The sequence below is a fragment of the Mycobacterium szulgai genome, assembly GCF_002116635.1.
Lineage (GTDB): Bacteria > Actinomycetota > Actinomycetes > Mycobacteriales > Mycobacteriaceae > Mycobacterium > Mycobacterium szulgai.
Map to the genome: position 1 here is coordinate 279,992 of NZ_LQPW01000019.1, position 15,685 is coordinate 295,676.

A 15,685-nucleotide genomic window follows, 5' to 3' on the forward strand; every position below is an offset into this window, starting at 1 on the left:
AAATTCTTCAATCGTTAAGTTTGCAAAGTGTTAAGTGAGGGTCGGGTGTCGGAGCCGCTGTACAAGCTGAAGGCCGAGTTCTTCAAGACGCTCGGGCATCCGGCCCGGATCAGGATTCTCGAACTGCTCTGCGAGCGCGATCACACGGTTGCTGAGCTGTTGCCCGAGGTGGGTCTGGAGTCATCCAATCTCTCCCAACAGCTTGGCGTACTTCGGCGCGCCGGCGTGGTCACCGCAAGCAAAGACGGCAACACGGTGATCTACTCGATCACCTCACCGCTGATCACCGAACTGATGGCCGTGGCCCGGCGGGTGTTGACCGGAATGCTCACCGGCCAGGTCGCGATGCTCGAGGACCTGCGCGCCGGCGTCCCGGTGGACAGGTAGTGGGTGCGGCGACATGGGGTGGATCAACAGAATCCTGCGGCTTGGCCGCGTCGCTGAACAGGCCGGCGCGGCCCCCGCACAAACGGTCGCCGCACCGGCCGGGGTGCGCGGTTCGCTGCAGATCCGCCATGTCGACGCCGGGTCCTGTAACGGCTGCGAGGTCGAGATCTCCGGCGCGTTCGGGCCGGTGTATGACGCCGAACGATTCGGGGCCCGGCTGGTAGCGTCCCCGCGGCACGCGGACGCGCTGCTCGTCACCGGGGTTGTCACCCGGAATATGGCTCAGCCGCTGCGCAACACCTTGGCCGCCACACCGCAGCCCCGGGTGGTGATCGCCTGCGGTGACTGTGCGCTCAACCGCGGTGTGTTCGGTGACGCCTATGGCGTGGTCGGCTCCGTTGGCGAGGTTATCGGAGTCGATGTCGAGATTCCGGGATGTCCACCCTCACCCGACCAGGTGGTGGCGGCCCTGCGCGCGGTGACCGGCAGGTGACGGCGACCATCGCGGCCGCACCCGCCCATCATTCGGATACAGTGCGCCGCAACGAAATCGGGCATCTGCTAAGCGGTGGAGCAACGACGGCGATCGGTGCTGCCGGAGCCGGCTTGGGACTCGCCGGAGTGTTCGGCGCGCTGCCGCGGGCGCAGGCCGGGTGGCTGCTGCCGCTCAGTGGCGTGGACCTGGAAGTCAGCCGATTAGGCGGGTTCTTCATGGCGCTGACAGGAGCGGTCGCTGTCGCTGTCGGCGTATACAGCATCGGGTACGCGCGCCGCGAGCGACTGGGCGCGGTCGCGCAGGTAACCCTGCCGCTGTTCGTGGCAGCGATGCTGTTGGTGCCGGCCGCGGGATCGGTGCCCAGCTTCCTGTTGTTCTGGGAGCTGATGGCGCTCACCTCGCTGATTTTGCTGGCAACGGATCATCGCCGCGCCGAAGTCCGTTCCGCCGCGGTCTATTACGCGGTAATGACGCAACTGGGATTTGCCGGGATTCTGCTGGGGTTGATGATGCTGGCCGCGGCGGCCGGCACGGACCGGTTCGCCGAGATGGCCGATATGACCGGAGTTTCGGGTGGGGTGCGCACCGCGGTATTCACGCTGACGCTGGCCGGATTCGGCTCCAAGGCAGGCCTGTTGCCGTTGCACGCGTGGCTGCCGCGGGCTCACCCGGAGGCACCCAGCCCGGTCTCAGCGCTGATGAGCGCGGCGATGGTCAATCTCGGCATCTACGGGATCGTCCGAGTCGATCTGCAGTTGCTCGGCCCGGGGCCGCGGTGGTGGGGCGGGGTCCTGCTCGCCGTCGGCGCCGTCTCGGCGGTATACGGCGTGTTGCAGGCGTCGGTGGCCGCCGATCTCAAGCGGCTACTCGGATACTCGACGATCGAGAACATGGGCCTGGTCACGCTGGCGCTCGGCGCGGCCACATTGTCATCGGCCGCCGGTGCCGGTGCGGCGGCCGTCATCGCTATGACCGCGGCGTTGTTGCATCTGGTGGCACACGCCGCATTCAAGAGTCTGGGATTCCTGGCCGCGGGTTCGGTTCTGGTGACGACCGGGCACCGTGACCTCGACCGGCTGGGCGGACTTGCCCGCCGAATGCCTTTCACCACGACATTTTTCGGCATCGCAGCATTGGGCGCCTCGGGATTGCCGCTGGGGGCGGGATTTGTCAGCGAATGGTTGCTGGTGCAATCGCTGATTCACGCCCGACCGCACCACGACACCTTGGTGGGTCTGATGACGCCGTTGGGGGTCGGGGCCGTCGCGCTGACAACGGGTTTGGGTGTGGCCGCGATGGTCAAGGCGTTCGGCACCGGTTTCCTGGCCCGGGCGCGCTCGGAAGGGGCGCTGCGGGCAACGGAAACGCCGGTCAGCATGCGGGTCGGGATGGCGGTTGCGGCGTTCGGATGCGTCGTGGTCGCGGTGGCCCCGTGTGCCGCCGTCGGGGTGCTTCAGGCGGTGCTCAGAACCCTCCCGCCGTCCAGCAACGCTGATCTCACCGGTCTTGGCACGGTGCTGCGGTTGCCGGGTGTCAACGGTTCGATCGCGCCGGTCCTGCTGGCTGCCGCCATCGTCGTGGCCGTGCTGATCGTGGCGGGCCTGACCAGGTGGGGCTCGCGTCACCGCCCGGAGCCGGCGACTTCGCCGCTATGGGCTTGCGGCGCAGATGAACTCACGTCACGCATGCAATACACGGCGACGTCTTTCGGCCAGCCGCTGCAGCGGGTCTTTGACGACGTGCTGCGCCCTGACACCGGCATCGAGGTGACGCACCTGGAGGAGACGCGCTATCACGTGGAAAAGATCGCTTACCGCGCCAACGTGGCCGACGCCGTCGAGGACCGTGTCTACGCTCCAGTCCTGCAGGCCGTCGCACGCTGCGCACAAGTGGTTCGGCGGGCGCACAACGGAAGTGTGCATCTGTACCTCGGCTACGGCGCACTCGGCGTGCTCATCGTCCTGGTGGTGGCGCGATGAACGTGATGTCCATGGTGGCCGGTGCGGCACAGATCGGCGCGGTAGTGGTGGGAGCCCCGCTGATCGTCGGCCTGATGCGACAGATCCGCGCGAGGTCCGAAGGACGTTGCGGTGCCGGTATTTTGCAGCCGTGGCGCGACCTGCGCAAGCAGTTGCGTAAGCAGCAGATCAGGCCCGAAGGCACCACTTTGGTGTTCGCGGCTGCCCCGGTGGTGGTGGCGGCGACGACGTTACTGATCGCCGCGATCGCCCCACTGGCCGCGACGGGTTCGCCGCTGGACCCCGTCGCCGATCTGTTCACCGTGGTGGGCCTGCTGTTTCTGGGCACCGTCGCGCTGACGCTGGCCGGTATCGACACCGGCACCTCGTTCGGCGGCATGGGCGCCAGCCGTGAGATCACCATCGCCGCCCTGGTCGAGCCGACCATCCTGCTGGCCGTCTTTGCGCTCTCTATCCCGGCTGACTCCGCCAATCTCGGTGCCATCGTTGCGTTTACGCTCGGCAACCCGAGTGTGGTGATTTCGTTGTCCGGCATCCTCGCCCTGGTCGCCCTGGTGATCGTCGTGGTCGCCGAGACCGGCCGGCTGCCGGTGGACAACCCGGCGACGCACCTTGAATTGACCATGGTGCACGAGGCGATGGTGCTCGAATACGCCGGACCCAAGCTCGCACTCGTCGAGTGGGCCAGCGCGATGCGACTTACCGTGCTGCTGGCACTGCTGGCGAACCTGTTCGTCCCCTGGGGGATTGCCGACAGCCGGCCGAGCCTGATCGGCGTCGGGATCGGAGTCGTGGCCGTCAGCGCAAAGGTCGCCCTGCTGGCCGTCGTGCTGGCCGGCGCGGAAGTCTTCCTCGCCAAGCTCCGATTGTTCCGGGTGCCCGAACTACTGGCGGGTTCCTTCCTGTTGGCCCTGCTGGCGGTTACGTCGGCGAACTTCTTTGCGGCGCAGGGGTAACTACTGATGACTGACCTCGATTACGTGGGTGTGCTGGACCTGGCCCCGGGCGGGCTGGTGCTGGCCGCGGTGCTGATCGTCTGGCGGCGCGACCTGCGTTCGATCGTTCGGCTGCTCGCGGCGCAGGGCGTCGCGCTGGCCGCGATTCCGATGATTCTCGGTGTGCACAACCATGATTGGGAGCTGATCGGCATCGGACTCGCGCTGTTCGCGTTGCGGGCGGTGATGTTGCCGTGGCTGCTGGCCCGAGCCCTGGGTGCCGAGCAAACAGAGCAGCGCGAGGCGACGCCGCTGGTCAACACCACCGCTTCGCTGCTGATCGCGGCCGCCCTGACGATGGTCGCGCTCGCCGTCACCCGGCCGGTCGTGAACCTGGCCCGCGGCCCTGCGACCAGTGCTGCGCCCGCGGGTCTGGCGGTCGTGCTGATCGCGCTGTTCGTCATGGTGACCCGGCGGCATGCCATCTCACAGGCCGCGGGATTCCTGATGCTGGACAACGGGATTGCCGCCACCGCGTTCCTGCTGACCGCCGGGGTGCCGCTGATCGTCGAACTGGGCGCCTCGCTGGACGCGCTGTTCGCAGTAATTGTTCTCGGCGTGCTGACCGGTCGGCTGCGGCGGATGTTCGGTGGCACTGACCTCGACCGGCTGCAGCGATTGCGAGATTGAGATGTCAACGTCTGGCCTGATTCTGGTGGCGGTCTTGGCGCCGCTCGGCGCCGCTGCCGTCGCGCTGGTCGCCGGCTGGCGCCGCTGGACTTCGGTGCTGACCGTGCTGTCGGCGTTAGCCGTGCTCGGATCCGCCGTCATGCTTGGTGTTCTGGGGACGGGGCCACACGTCGTGCTAGGTGGCGTGCTGCGGGTGGATGCGCTCTCGGTGACCATGCTCATTGTCATCGGCGTCGTCGGCACCTTGGCGACCTGGGCGAGCATCGGCTATATCGATACCGAACTCGAGCACGGCCACACCGATCGCCGCGACGCGCGCCTGTACGGCACGCTGACGCCCGCTTTCCTGGCCGCTATGGCTGTTGCGGTGTCGGCCAACAACATCGGGGTCATCTGGGTGGCCGTCGAAGCCACCACGGTGATCACCGCGTTCCTGGTGGGGCACCGGCGCACCCGTACCGCGCTGGAGGCCACCTGGAAGTACGTGGTGATCTGCTCGGTCGGTATTGCCGTCGCGTTCCTGGGCACGGTGTTGTTGTACTTCGCCGCCCGGCACGCCGGAGCCGACGGTGCCAACGCGCTCAACCTCGATGTCCTGACGGCTCGCGCGGCCCATCTCGATCCGGCCGTTGCCCGGCTGGCCGGCGGACTCTTGCTGATCGGATACGGGGCCAAAGTCGGCCTGGTCCCATTCCACGGCTGGCTCGCCGACGCGCACAGCCAGGCGCCGGCGCCCGTTTCGGCGTTGATGAGCGGGGTGTTGCTGTCGGTTGCCTTCTCGGTGCTGATCCGGCTGCGGCCGATTGTTGATGCGGCCACGGGAGCGAGTTTCCTGCGCGCCGGCCTGTTGACGGTTGGTCTGGCGACAGTGCTGGTTGCCGCGTTGTTGCTCACTGTGACAACGGATCTCAAGCGGATGCTGGCTTATTCGTCGATGGAGAACATGGGATTGATCGCGGTGGCGGCAGCCGCCGGCACCAAGCTGGCGATTGCGGCCCTGCTGCTGCACGTGTTTGCCCACGGTGTGGGCAAGACGGTGTTGTTCCTGGCCGGCGGGCAGTTGCAGGCCGCACACGACTCGACGGCCATCGGCGACATCACGGCCGTGCTGTCCCGGTCGCGGCTGATCGGTGTCTCGTTCGCGGTCGGCGTGGTGGCTCTGCTTGGGCTGCCCCCGTTCGCCATGTTCGCCAGCGAGCTGTCGATCGCTCGCTCGCTCGCCAATGCCGGGCTGCCCTGGGTGCTGGGTGCCGCGTTGTTGATGATGGTGGTGGCTTTTGCTGCGCTGGTGAGCAATTCGCGGCGAATCCTGCTCGGGGTGGCAAGCGCCGACGCGCCGTCGATCGTCGTTCCGGCAACCGTGGCGGGTGCGCTGGTGACTGGCGTGGTTGCGTCACTGGTTCTGGGTGTGACGGCAGGCCCGCTCGCTGGGCTGTTCACCGCCGCCGCCGGTCAGTTCGGAGCCGGATAATGCGGTGTAACACGCTGAGCCACAATATCTCTCACGACGAATTTGCGGGGGCCGTAGCGGCGTTGCTGGACACCGGCCATCGGCTGGCGCTGGTGGCAGCACACGACGAAGGCGATGCCGTGCGGATCGTATACGTGCTGCTGGCGGGGCAGCCGGAGCGGCGCGTTGAGCTGACCTTGACCACGTGTTCGAGCAACCCGTCGGTTCCGTCGTTGGGGCACTTGTCGATTCCCGCGGGACGCTTCGAGCGGGAGATGATGGATCTCTACGGGGTTGTGCCAGTGGGGCATCCGCAGCCACGGCGACTGGTAAAGCACGGACACTGGCCGCAAGACTGGCATCCGATGCGCCGCGACGCCGGGCGGCCCCCCCAGTTCGCCACCGTGGGGCGTTTCCCGTTCTTGACCGTCGAGGGTCCCGGAGTCTACGAGATCCCGGTTGGGCCGGTGCATGCCGGCTTGATCGAGCCGGGGCATTTTCGCTTCTCGGTAATCGGTGAATCGGTATTGAGGCTCAAAGCAAGACTGTGGTTCGTACACCGGGGCATCGAAAAGCTCTTCGAGGGGCGCGCTGCCACCGCCGCGACCGAACTCGCCGAGCGGATCAGCGGCGATAGTTCGGCCGCCCACGGGCTGGCGCACAGCCTGGCCATCGAGGATGCGCTGGACATCCAGGTGCCCGAACCGGTGCACCGGCTGCGGGCTTTACTCGTCGAACTGGAGCGCCTCTACAACCACGCGGCCGATCTGGGCGCGCTGGCCAACGATGTCGCCTTTGCTCTACCCAACGCGCACGCCCAGCGCGTTCGCGAGCGCTTGCTACGAATCAACAACTGCGTCACCGGACACCGCCTGCTGCGCGGCGCAATCCGGCCCGGTGGCGTTGTGCTACAACAACTTCCGGACCCCGCCGAACTGCGGGAGGTGGCGGCCGACGTCGCCGAGATAAGCGACCTGACGCTGCGCAACTCGGTGGTCTACGACCGGTTCGCCGATACCGCGGTACTCGGCCGCGACGACGCCCACGCCCTGGGGTGTCTGGGCTATGTCGCACGCGCCAGCGGCATCAGCACCGACGCACGCCTTGACCACCCGACGGTCGAACTGCCGGTGGTCCCGACCGTCAGCACCCGAGGTGATGTACTGGCCCGCTACACAATCCGCCGCGACGAATTCGCCGCGTCGGTCGCGCTTGCCTGTGCGCTCATCGAAAGTCACAGCGGCCCGGTTGACTTCAACTCGTCGGCACCGATTCCCGGTGAGGCGAGCTCGGGGATCGGCATCGTCGAGGGGTGGCGCGGCACCATCGTGCACCGGGTCGAGGTCGATACCGCCGGGGCGATCACCCGATGCAAGATCGTCGACCCCTCGTGGTTCAACTGGCCGGCGCTACCGGTGGCCATGGCCGACACCATCGTCCCGGACTTCCCGCTGGCCAACAAAAGCTTCAATCTGTCCTATGCGGGCAACGATCTGTGACGGTGAGCAGCGGCACTCACCCCACCCGGAAGCCGCCGCGGCGTTGCGGTACGGCACGATAATCGGGTGCCCGAAGCCGCGGCCGATCCCGACCTGCTGATCGACTTCAGAAACGTCTCCCTACGGCGCAATGGGCGCACGCTGGTGGGACCGCTGGATTGGGCCGTCGAACTCGATGAACGCTGGGTGATTATCGGCCCCAACGGCGCCGGTAAGACGTCGTTGCTGAGGATCGCAGCGGCCTCCGAGCACCCGTCCTCCGGGGTGGCTTTCGTGCTCGGCGAACGGCTGGGCCGCGTCGACGTCAGCGAGCTGCGGGCGCGCATCGGACTGAGCTCCTCAGCTCTGGCGCAGCGCATACCGTCCGACGAAGTGGTGCGCGACCTGGTCGTTTCGGCCGGCTACTCGGTGCTGGGCCGCTGGCGCGAGCGCTACGAGGAGGTCGACTACCGGCGCGCCGCCGACATGCTGGAAAGCCTGGGAGCCGAGCATCTGGGCGACCGAACCTACGGGACACTGTCGGAGGGTGAGCGCAAGCGAGTGCTGATCGCGCGGGCCTTGATGACCGACCCGGAGCTGCTGCTGCTCGACGAACCCGCCGCGGGCCTGGATCTGGGCGGCCGGGAGGAATTGGTGGCGCGGCTGGCCGATCTGGCCGCTGATCCCGATGCGCCGGCGCTGGTGCTGGTGACCCATCACGTCGAAGAGGTTCCGCCCGGCTTCAGTCACTGCCTGCTGCTGTCGGAGGCCGAGGTGGTTGCCTCGGGCCTGTTGCCCGACGTGCTGACCGCTGAAAACCTGTCCACCGCGTTCGGCCAGGAGATCGCGCTCGATGTGGTCGACGGGCGGTACTTCGCCCGGCGGGTTCGCACCCGCGCAGCCCATCGGAGGCAGCAATGAACACACCGTTGACCCCACGGCCGGCGGCCACCGTGATGCTGGTGCGCGACGGCGCTACCGAACTCTCGGTGTTTCTGATGCGCCGGCACCGGGGCATGGACTTCGCCGGCGGGGTAATGGTGTTCCCGGGCGGGGGAGTCGACGACCGCGACCGCAACAGCGACTTGATGGGCCGGGGGGCCTGGGCCGGGCCGCCGCCGCAGTGGTGGGCGCAGCGGTTCGGCATCGAACCGGACCTGGCCGAGGCGCTGGTGTGCGCCGCGGCCCGCGAGACGTTCGAGGAATCCGGTGTGCTGTTCGCCGGGCCGGCCGGCCAATCGCTTTCGGCACCGAACAGCATTGTCGGTGACGCCGCGGTTTACGGCGACGCGCGCGCCCAGCTGGCCGACCGGTCGCTGTCCTTCGCCGACTTCCTGCGCCGGGAAAACCTGGTGCTGCGGTCCGATCTGCTGCGCCCATGGGCGAACTGGGTCACCCCCGAAGCCGAACTGACCCGGCGCTACGACACCTTTTTCTTTGTGGGTGCGCTACCGGAGGGCCAGCGCGCCGACGGCGAGAACACCGAATCCGACCGCGCCGACTGGGCGTTGCCGCGCGACGCACTCGACGACTTCGCCGCCGGGCGCAACATCCTGCTGCCGCCGACCTGGACGCAGCTGGACTCGCTGGCCGGCCGCACCGTCGCCGACGTGCTGGCCGTCGAGCGTCAGATCGTCCCGGTGCAGCCCAATCTCACCCAGCGGGGCGACAACTGGGAGATCGAGTTCTTCGACTCCGACCGCTACAACGAGGCCCGGATAGCGGGCGGGGCGACGGGATGGCCTTTTTGACCGGCGGGGCGAGTGAGTTCGTCAGCGTCGTAGTCAGCGACGGCTCACAGGACGCCGGCCTGGCCATGTTGCTGCTGTCGCGACCGCCCACCAACGCGATGACCCGCCAGATGTACCGCGAGATCGTGGCCGCCGCGGCCGAGCTGGGCCGCCGCGACGACGTGGCCGCGGTGATCCTGTTCGGTGGCCACCAGATCTTCTCCGCCGGTGACGACATGCCCGAGCTGCAGACGCTGAACGCCGCGGAGGCCGAAACCGCGACGCGGGTGCGCCAAGCGGCCGTCGACGCCGTCGCGGCCATCCCCAAGCCCACCGTGGCCGCCATCACCGGGTATGCGCTGGGCGCCGGACTCACGCTGGCGCTGGCCGCCGACTGGCGGGTCAGCGGCGACAACGTCAAGTTCGGGGCCACCGAAATCCTGGCCGGCATGGTGCCCGGCGGCGGCGCCATGGCCCGGCTGACCCGCGCGGCCGGGCCTAGTAGGGCCAAGGAACTGGTGTTCAGCGGACGCTTCTTCGACGCCGAGGAGGCGTTGGCGCTGGGCCTGATCGATGAGATGGTGGCCCCCGACGACGTCTACGACGCCGCCGCGACGTGGGCTCGGCGCTTCCTGGACGGCCCGCCGCATGCGCTGGCCGCAGCCAAGGCGGCGATCAACGCAGTTAGCGGGGCTGTGTTCAGAGCTACCGACAGGGCCGACGGCAGCGGCGATTAGGCTGCCCTGCATGACGAGGACGCAAATCCCCGCTGACGCGGCGCCCAACCCGCATGCCACTGCCGAGCAGGTGGAAGCCGCCCGGCACGACAGCAAGCTGGCCCAGGTGCTCTACCACGACTGGGAAGCCGAAAGCTACGACGACAAGTGGTCGATCTCCTACGACCAGCGCTGCGTCGACTACGCCAGGGGCCGGTTCGACGCCATCGTGCCCGATGACGTCATCCGCGAACTGCCCTATGACCGCGCCCTGGAACTTGGCTGCGGTACCGGGTTCTTCCTGCTCAACCTCATTCAGGCCGGCGTCGCGCGGCGCGGGTCGGTCACCGACCTCTCACCCGGCATGGTCAAGGTCGCGACCCGCAACGGGCAGGCGCTGGGCCTGGACATCGACGGCCGCGTCGCCGACGCCGAAGGCATTCCCTACGACGACAACACCTTCGACCTGGTCGTGGGGCACGCCGTGCTGCATCACATCCCCGACGTCGAGCTGTCGCTGCGGGAAGTGATCCGGGTGCTCAAGCCGGGCGGCCGGTTCGTGTTCGCCGGGGAACCGACCACCGTCGGCAACCGGTATGCCCGGACGTTGGCGGACCTGACCTGGAATACCACCATCCGGGTGGTGAAGCTGCCGGGTCTGGGCGCCTGGCGGCGCCCACAAGCAGAGATCGACGAGAACTCGCGGGCCGCGGCCCTGGAGTGGATCGTCGACCTGCACACTTTCGAGCCGAAAGACCTCGAGCAGATGGCCATTAATGCCGGCGCGGTGCAGGTCGAGACGGCCAGTGAGGAGTTCACCGCGGCAATGTTCGGGTGGCCGGTGCGCACCTTCGAGTCGACCGTTCCGCCCGGCAAACTGGGCTGGGGCTGGGCGCGGTTCGCGTTCGGCGGCTGGAAGACGCTGAGCTGGGTGGACGCCAACATCTGGCGACGGGTGGCGCCCAAAGGCTGGTTTTACAACGTGATGGTCACCGGGGTTAAACCCTCCTGAGTGTCGGGCTCGCCTTCACCACCGACGACGTCGGCTATCTGCGGTCGGAGGCGGGCACAGCTGCACTTCGGGAGGTCGCCGCACTCGCGCTGACCGACGCCACCCGGATAGCCGACACCGCCACGGCGCGCGCCCGTTTCGGTGACCGCGCGCCGATCCTGGTGGAGACGACGCTGCTGCGCCGCCGGGCCGCCGATAAATTGGGCGCTCACGCCTGCGATTGGCTGCTCACCGACGAGGCGCTGCAGCAGGCCACTGCGGCCCAGGTGGCCGCGCACCGGGCCACACGGCTGGCCGGGCTCGTCGTACACGATGTGACTTGCTCGATCGGTACTGAACTGGCTGCCTTGCGCGCGACGGCTGCGCGGGTGGTTGGCAGCGACATCGACCCGGTGCGCCTGGCGATGGCGCGCCACAACCTGGGCGTCGCCGATGGGCGGGTAGCTCTGTGCCGCGCCGACGCGCTGCGCCCGGTCACCCGCGACACGGTCGTCGTCGTTGACCCGGCGCGGCGCAGCAATGGCCGCCGACGCATGCGTCCGGCCGACTACCAGCCCGGCCTCGGCCCGCTGCTGGCCGCTTACCGGGGCCGGGATCTGGTCGTAAAGTGTTCTCCTGGAATAGATTTCGATGAGTTGAGTCGGCTCGGCTTTGATGGCGAGGTCGAGGTGACGTCGTTGCGCGGGTCGGTCCGGGAGGCGTGCTTGTGGTCAGCTGGACTGGCCGGTGCGCGGCGGCGCGCGACCTTGCTCGATCGTGGGGAACAGGTCACCGACGCCGATCCCGACGACTGCCCGGTGCGGCCCGCCGGACGCTGGATCGTCGATCCCGACGGCGCGGTCGTCCGGGCCGGTCTGGTCCGCCACTACGGCGCCCGGCACGGCCTGTGGCAACTCGACCCCGACATCGCCTACCTGTCCGGTGACCGGCTGCCGCCGGCGGTACGCGGGTTCGAGGTACTCGAACAATTGGCATTCGACGAGCGCCGGTTGCGGCAAGCCCTGAATCGGCTGGACTGCGGTGCGCTGGAAGTCCTGGTCCGCGGTGTCCGGGTGGACCCCGACGAGCTGCGCCGGCGACTGCGGTTGCGGGGTAGCCGAGCGCTGTCGGTGGTCGTCACCCGCATCGGCTCGCGAACCACCGGCCGCGCGACGGCCTACGTTTGCTGTCCCTCGCGGTAACGCTTGGGTACGCTGACGGCGATTATCTTATAGACACATGCCTTCTTGGTCTGCGAGGACAATTCCGACGATGCGTTATCTGATAGCGGCCGCGGTGGCCCCCGCCGTTCTGCTGGCCTGGCCGGCGGCCGCCGCGCCCCCAACCTGTGCCAGCCTGGGCGGCAGTGTCGAGGCGGCTCAGATGTGCCACGTCCACACCTCGGGCTCGACGTACACGCTGGACCTGGTCTTCCCGGTCGACTACCCCGACCAGCAGGCGCTGACCGACTACATCACGCAGAACCGCGACGGTTTCGTCAACGTCGCGAAGGGCTCCGGCCACCGTGACCAGCCCTATCAGATGGACGCCACCACCGAACAGCACAGCGCGGGTCAGCCGCCGCACAACACCCGCAGCGTGGTGCTCAAGTTCTTCCAGGACCTCGGCGGAGCTCATCCGACGACCTGGTACAAGACCTTCAACTACAACCTCGGCACCAAGGCGCCCATCACCTTCGACACGCTTTTCGCGCCGAACACCACCCCGTTGGACACCATCTTCCCGATCGTGCAGCGCGAGCTGGAACACCAGACCGGGCTGGGAGTCGCGATCTCGCCCGGCGCGGGCCGCGACCCGACCAACTACCAGAACTTCGCCATCACCGACGACCAGCTGATCTTCTACTTCGCCCAGGGCGAGCTGTTGCCGTCCTTTGCCGGAGCCACCCAGGTCCAAGTCCCACGCACCGCGATCCCGCCGCTGGCGATCTAGGAGTCAGGCCGCGGCGAAGCTGTACACCTGACCGTCGCTGGTAGTCGCCACCACGCGGCGATCGGTGCCCACCGACACCCCGACCGGATATCCGGTGGCCGCGGGCAGCGGGTAGCTGTTGAGCGTATGGCCGTTGGCGGGGTCGAAGACCAGCAGTGACAATCCGGGCCCGCCTTCGTGGACTGGCCCACTGACCACGGTGTAGCCGACGTCGGCGCCGGCCAGGCTGGCCGTCGACAGCGGGGTGACGTCGTCGCGCCGCCAAGCCGGATCGGCGTGGTCGCCGGCGTCGCGGAACGCCGCCAGCCGGGTGTCGGGGCCACCCCCGGACACGATCAGCCCCTGGGGAGTGACCGCGGGTGGCGTCTGCGCCAGAAATTCGAGCGGAACCGACCATTTCACTTTGCCGTCGGCGGCGTTGAGTGCCCACAGCCGTTGATCGCGGCCATTGGCGTAGACCGTCATGCCGTCGGCCGAGAAGACCGGGCTGCTGATCACTCCGGCGCCGACGGCGTCACTGGTCCACTCGCGGACAAGCAGCGGGGTCTGGCCGGGGTGGTATTTCAGCGCGACCAGCCCGGCGGCCGGCGCCCCCGGCTGCCAGACGCCGAGCACCACCGTCTCGCTGGCCGCCGAGTAGGCGGGGGCGGCCGCGACCGGGCAGCCGGGTCGGGCCGGCGCACAGTCGGCCAGACCTCGGGTGGCGTCCTTGGGGTCGACGCCTTCCACCAGATCCAGCGCGGTTCCGACGGTCATCCCGCGGTGGGCGTCGAAGACCAGCACCTGTCCCAGGTGGGTGGTGACGAGCAGCTGGCCATGCCCCAAAAACCGCGGCGTGGTGGGCATCCCGATGACGGGCTGGCGCCAGCGCGTCCACTGGGTGATCGGGAAAGCGACGATAGCGCCGGGCTGACCAACATAGAGGTTGTCGAAGTTGTCGAACAGCGGACCGGCGAAACCGCCGCCCTGCACCAGCCGGACACACCAACGCTGCCGGCCGTTGTCGTTGTTCTCCCATTCCATCAGCGAGCATCCGGCGGGCGTCTGGGCGTTGAGGGCGAGATAGCCGCGCGGCGTCAGCGCCGGCCCGGCCGCGAGGCTTCCTTTAACCGAACGCGTCCATCGCAACGTGAGCTTGGTGGCACCGGCCGTATTGGTATAGCTGCTGTTGGCGGCATCGCCGTAGGGGGCGGGCCAGCCTAACGCGGGGGAGGCGTCGACCCAGGAATCGGTGTTGCCGCATCCGCCCAGCCCGATCGTGAGCGCAGCTGCGAAAACGGCCGCCAGTAGACGTCGGGCAAGCACTTGATGTGGTCGCAGGGTTCGGATCCTTTCAACGATCCTCAGCGATCGAGTACAGGTGAGGGTAACCCGTGGCGCCTCGCCCAAGCCGTCCGCCCGCTCCACGGCCCGCCGTCCCGGCGCTGCGTCGCCCGGCTAAGCTTTCGGGCCATGACGAGCATGTGGGGCGCGCCGCTGCATCGGCGGTGGCGTGGATCGCAGTTGCGGGACCCACGCCAGGCCAAGTTCCTCACGCTGGCCTCGCTGAAGTGGGTGCTGCGCAATCGGGCCTACACCCCGTGGTACCTGGTGCGCTACTACCGCTTGCTCAAGTTCAAACTGCAGAACCCGCACATCATCACTCGCGGCATGGTGTTTCTGGGTAAGGGCGTGGAGATCCACTGCACACCCGAACTGGCGCAGCTCGAGATCGGGCGCTGGGTGCACATAGGGGACAAGAACACCATCCGCGCCCACGAGGGTTCACTGCGGTTCGGCGACAAGGTCGTGCTGGGCCGCGACAATGTCATCAACTGCTATCTCGACATCGAGCTCGGTGAGTCCGCGCTGATGGCCGACTGGTGTTACATCTGCGATTTCGACCACCGGATGGATGACATCACGCTGCCGATCAAGGATCAGGGCATCATCAAGAGCCCGGTCCGGATCGGACCCGACACCTGGATCGGAGTGAAGGCGACGGTGCTGCGCGGCACCCACGTTGGGCGGGGCTGCGTGCTGGGCTCGCATGCCGTGGTGCGCGGCAACATCCCGGACTACTCCATCGCGGTTGGCGCACCGGCCAAGGTGGTCAAGAACCGGCAGCTGTCCTGGGAGACCTCGGCCGCGCAGCGCGCCGAGCTGGCCGCCGCACTGGCCGACATCGAACGCAAGAAGGCCGCTCACTGACGGCTGACGTTTCCAGGTCGGCGCGCCGGTTGCCGCCGAAGTTTCGGGTGTCGTGGGTTACGTTGCGGCGGTTGGCTATTGACCATCTAGCTCGCCACTAGCCTGGGGGGATGCCGGGCTTGCCAGCATTGCCCGCCTTGCCTAATGCCCCGTCGAGGCCAGCCTCGCCCATCCCACCCGAAAGGCCGGCCAGACCGTTACCGTTTGTGCCGACGCCGCCGGCTCCGCCGGCCCCGCCGCCACCGGCGGCCCCGCCGTTGCCGCCCTGGCCCGCCGCGCCCGCGCTGCCCGCGGCGCTGTTCAGGCCGTTGCCGGGTTCGCCGCCGTTACCTCCATTGCCGCCGTTGCCGCCAGTCCCGCCGGAACCGCCGGAGCTGCCGGAGCCGCCGATGCCCCCATCGCCGCCGATGCCGTGGGCGGCTGACCCGCCGCTGCCACCCGCCCCGCCGGTGCCCCCATTGCCGCCGTTGCCGCCGGTGCCACCGGCGCCGCCGCCACCGCCGCTGCCGCCGCTGAAGGCGATGCTGCCGCCGCCATTGCCACCGTTGCCGCCGGTGCCGCCATTGGCGGCATTGGTGCCGGACGCACCGGCGCCGCCGGACCCGCCGTTGCCACCGTTGCCGGACATCGAGCCGCCGGCCCCGCCGGCCCCGCCGGCTCCGCCGTTGCCGCCGTGCTGGCCGCTGAAGC

15 protein-coding genes and 1 pseudogene are annotated in these 15,685 nt (G+C 68.4%); 14 read left to right on the forward strand and 2 right to left on the reverse strand.

The window, feature by feature from the left end; translation table 11 throughout:
* The first annotated feature begins 45 nt into the window (after positions 1-45).
* The 13 genes from AWC27_RS05900 to AWC27_RS05960 all read left to right on the forward strand — a co-directional run bounded on the left by AWC27_RS05900 (position 46) and on the right by AWC27_RS05960 (position 12,805).
* Positions 46-387, forward strand: a complete 342-nt coding sequence (locus tag AWC27_RS05900; RefSeq protein WP_085669617.1) for an ArsR/SmtB family transcription factor — start codon at positions 46-48, stop codon at positions 385-387.
* A gap of 13 nt (positions 388-400) precedes the next feature.
* The gene (locus tag AWC27_RS05905; RefSeq protein ID WP_085669618.1) at positions 401-880 is read left to right on the forward strand and encodes an NADH-quinone oxidoreductase subunit B family protein; all 480 of its coding nucleotides are present in this window, start codon (positions 401-403) and stop codon (positions 878-880) included.
* On the forward strand, positions 877-2,862 hold the full coding sequence (locus AWC27_RS05910; protein ID WP_085669619.1) for a proton-conducting transporter transmembrane domain-containing protein: 1,986 nt from the start codon (positions 877-879) through the stop codon (positions 2,860-2,862). The genes AWC27_RS05905 and AWC27_RS05910 overlap by 4 nt, the downstream gene beginning before the upstream one ends.
* 5 nt (positions 2,863-2,867) lie before the next feature.
* Complete coding sequence (locus tag AWC27_RS05915) at positions 2,868-3,818, forward strand: respiratory chain complex I subunit 1 family protein (protein WP_139836793.1); 951 nt, start codon at positions 2,868-2,870, stop codon at positions 3,816-3,818.
* A gap of 6 nt (positions 3,819-3,824) precedes the next feature.
* The gene (locus AWC27_RS05920; protein ID WP_085669621.1) at positions 3,825-4,487 is read left to right on the forward strand and encodes a hypothetical protein; all 663 of its coding nucleotides are present in this window, start codon (positions 3,825-3,827) and stop codon (positions 4,485-4,487) included.
* Position 4,488: 1 nt separating this feature from the next.
* Positions 4,489-5,958 carry a proton-conducting transporter transmembrane domain-containing protein gene (locus AWC27_RS05925; protein WP_085669622.1) on the forward strand — a complete coding sequence of 490 codons (1,470 nt, stop codon included), beginning with the start codon at positions 4,489-4,491 and terminating at the stop codon, positions 5,956-5,958.
* Positions 5,955-7,436: a hydrogenase large subunit gene (locus AWC27_RS05930; RefSeq protein ID WP_425437472.1), complete on the forward strand. Its 1,482-nt coding sequence runs from the start codon at positions 5,955-5,957 to the stop codon at positions 7,434-7,436. Before AWC27_RS05925 ends, AWC27_RS05930 begins: the two co-directional genes overlap by 4 nt.
* A 66-nt stretch (positions 7,437-7,502) precedes the next feature.
* Positions 7,503-8,336 (forward strand): ABC transporter ATP-binding protein, encoded by an 834-nt coding sequence (locus tag AWC27_RS05935; protein ID WP_085669624.1) that lies wholly within the window; start codon positions 7,503-7,505, stop codon positions 8,334-8,336.
* Positions 8,333-9,166, forward strand: a complete 834-nt coding sequence (locus tag AWC27_RS05940; RefSeq protein WP_085669625.1) for an NUDIX hydrolase — start codon at positions 8,333-8,335, stop codon at positions 9,164-9,166. Before AWC27_RS05935 ends, AWC27_RS05940 begins: the two co-directional genes overlap by 4 nt.
* Positions 9,154-9,882, forward strand: coding sequence for an enoyl-CoA hydratase (locus AWC27_RS05945; RefSeq protein ID WP_085669626.1), 729 nt, complete (start codon positions 9,154-9,156; stop codon positions 9,880-9,882). Before AWC27_RS05940 ends, AWC27_RS05945 begins: the two co-directional genes overlap by 13 nt.
* Positions 9,883-9,892: 10 nt before the next feature.
* The gene (locus AWC27_RS05950) at positions 9,893-10,873 is read left to right on the forward strand and encodes a class I SAM-dependent methyltransferase (RefSeq protein ID WP_085669627.1); all 981 of its coding nucleotides are present in this window, start codon (positions 9,893-9,895) and stop codon (positions 10,871-10,873) included.
* The gene (locus AWC27_RS05955; RefSeq protein WP_211281569.1) at positions 10,870-12,054 is read left to right on the forward strand and encodes a THUMP-like domain-containing protein; all 1,185 of its coding nucleotides are present in this window, start codon (positions 10,870-10,872) and stop codon (positions 12,052-12,054) included. Before AWC27_RS05950 ends, AWC27_RS05955 begins: the two co-directional genes overlap by 4 nt.
* 70 nt (positions 12,055-12,124) lie before the next feature.
* Positions 12,125-12,805, forward strand: coding sequence for an esterase (locus AWC27_RS05960; RefSeq protein ID WP_085669629.1), 681 nt, complete (start codon positions 12,125-12,127; stop codon positions 12,803-12,805).
* Between the two features lie 3 nt (positions 12,806-12,808).
* On the opposite strand, the gene AWC27_RS05965 is transcribed toward AWC27_RS05960, so the two are convergent.
* Entirely contained in the window at positions 12,809-14,110 is a 1,302-nt protein-coding gene (locus AWC27_RS05965; RefSeq protein WP_245846867.1) for an outer membrane protein assembly factor BamB family protein, read from the reverse strand.
* Positions 14,111-14,257: 147 nt separating this feature from the next.
* On the opposite strand from AWC27_RS05965, the gene AWC27_RS05970 reads away from it, so the two are divergent.
* Positions 14,258-14,995 (forward strand): acyltransferase, encoded by a 738-nt coding sequence (locus tag AWC27_RS05970; RefSeq protein ID WP_085669630.1) that lies wholly within the window; start codon positions 14,258-14,260, stop codon positions 14,993-14,995.
* A gap of 97 nt (positions 14,996-15,092) precedes the next feature.
* Here AWC27_RS05970 and AWC27_RS30825 read toward each other — a convergent pair.
* A pseudogene (locus AWC27_RS30825) lies at positions 15,093-15,685 on the reverse strand (hypothetical protein); the annotation flags it as partial.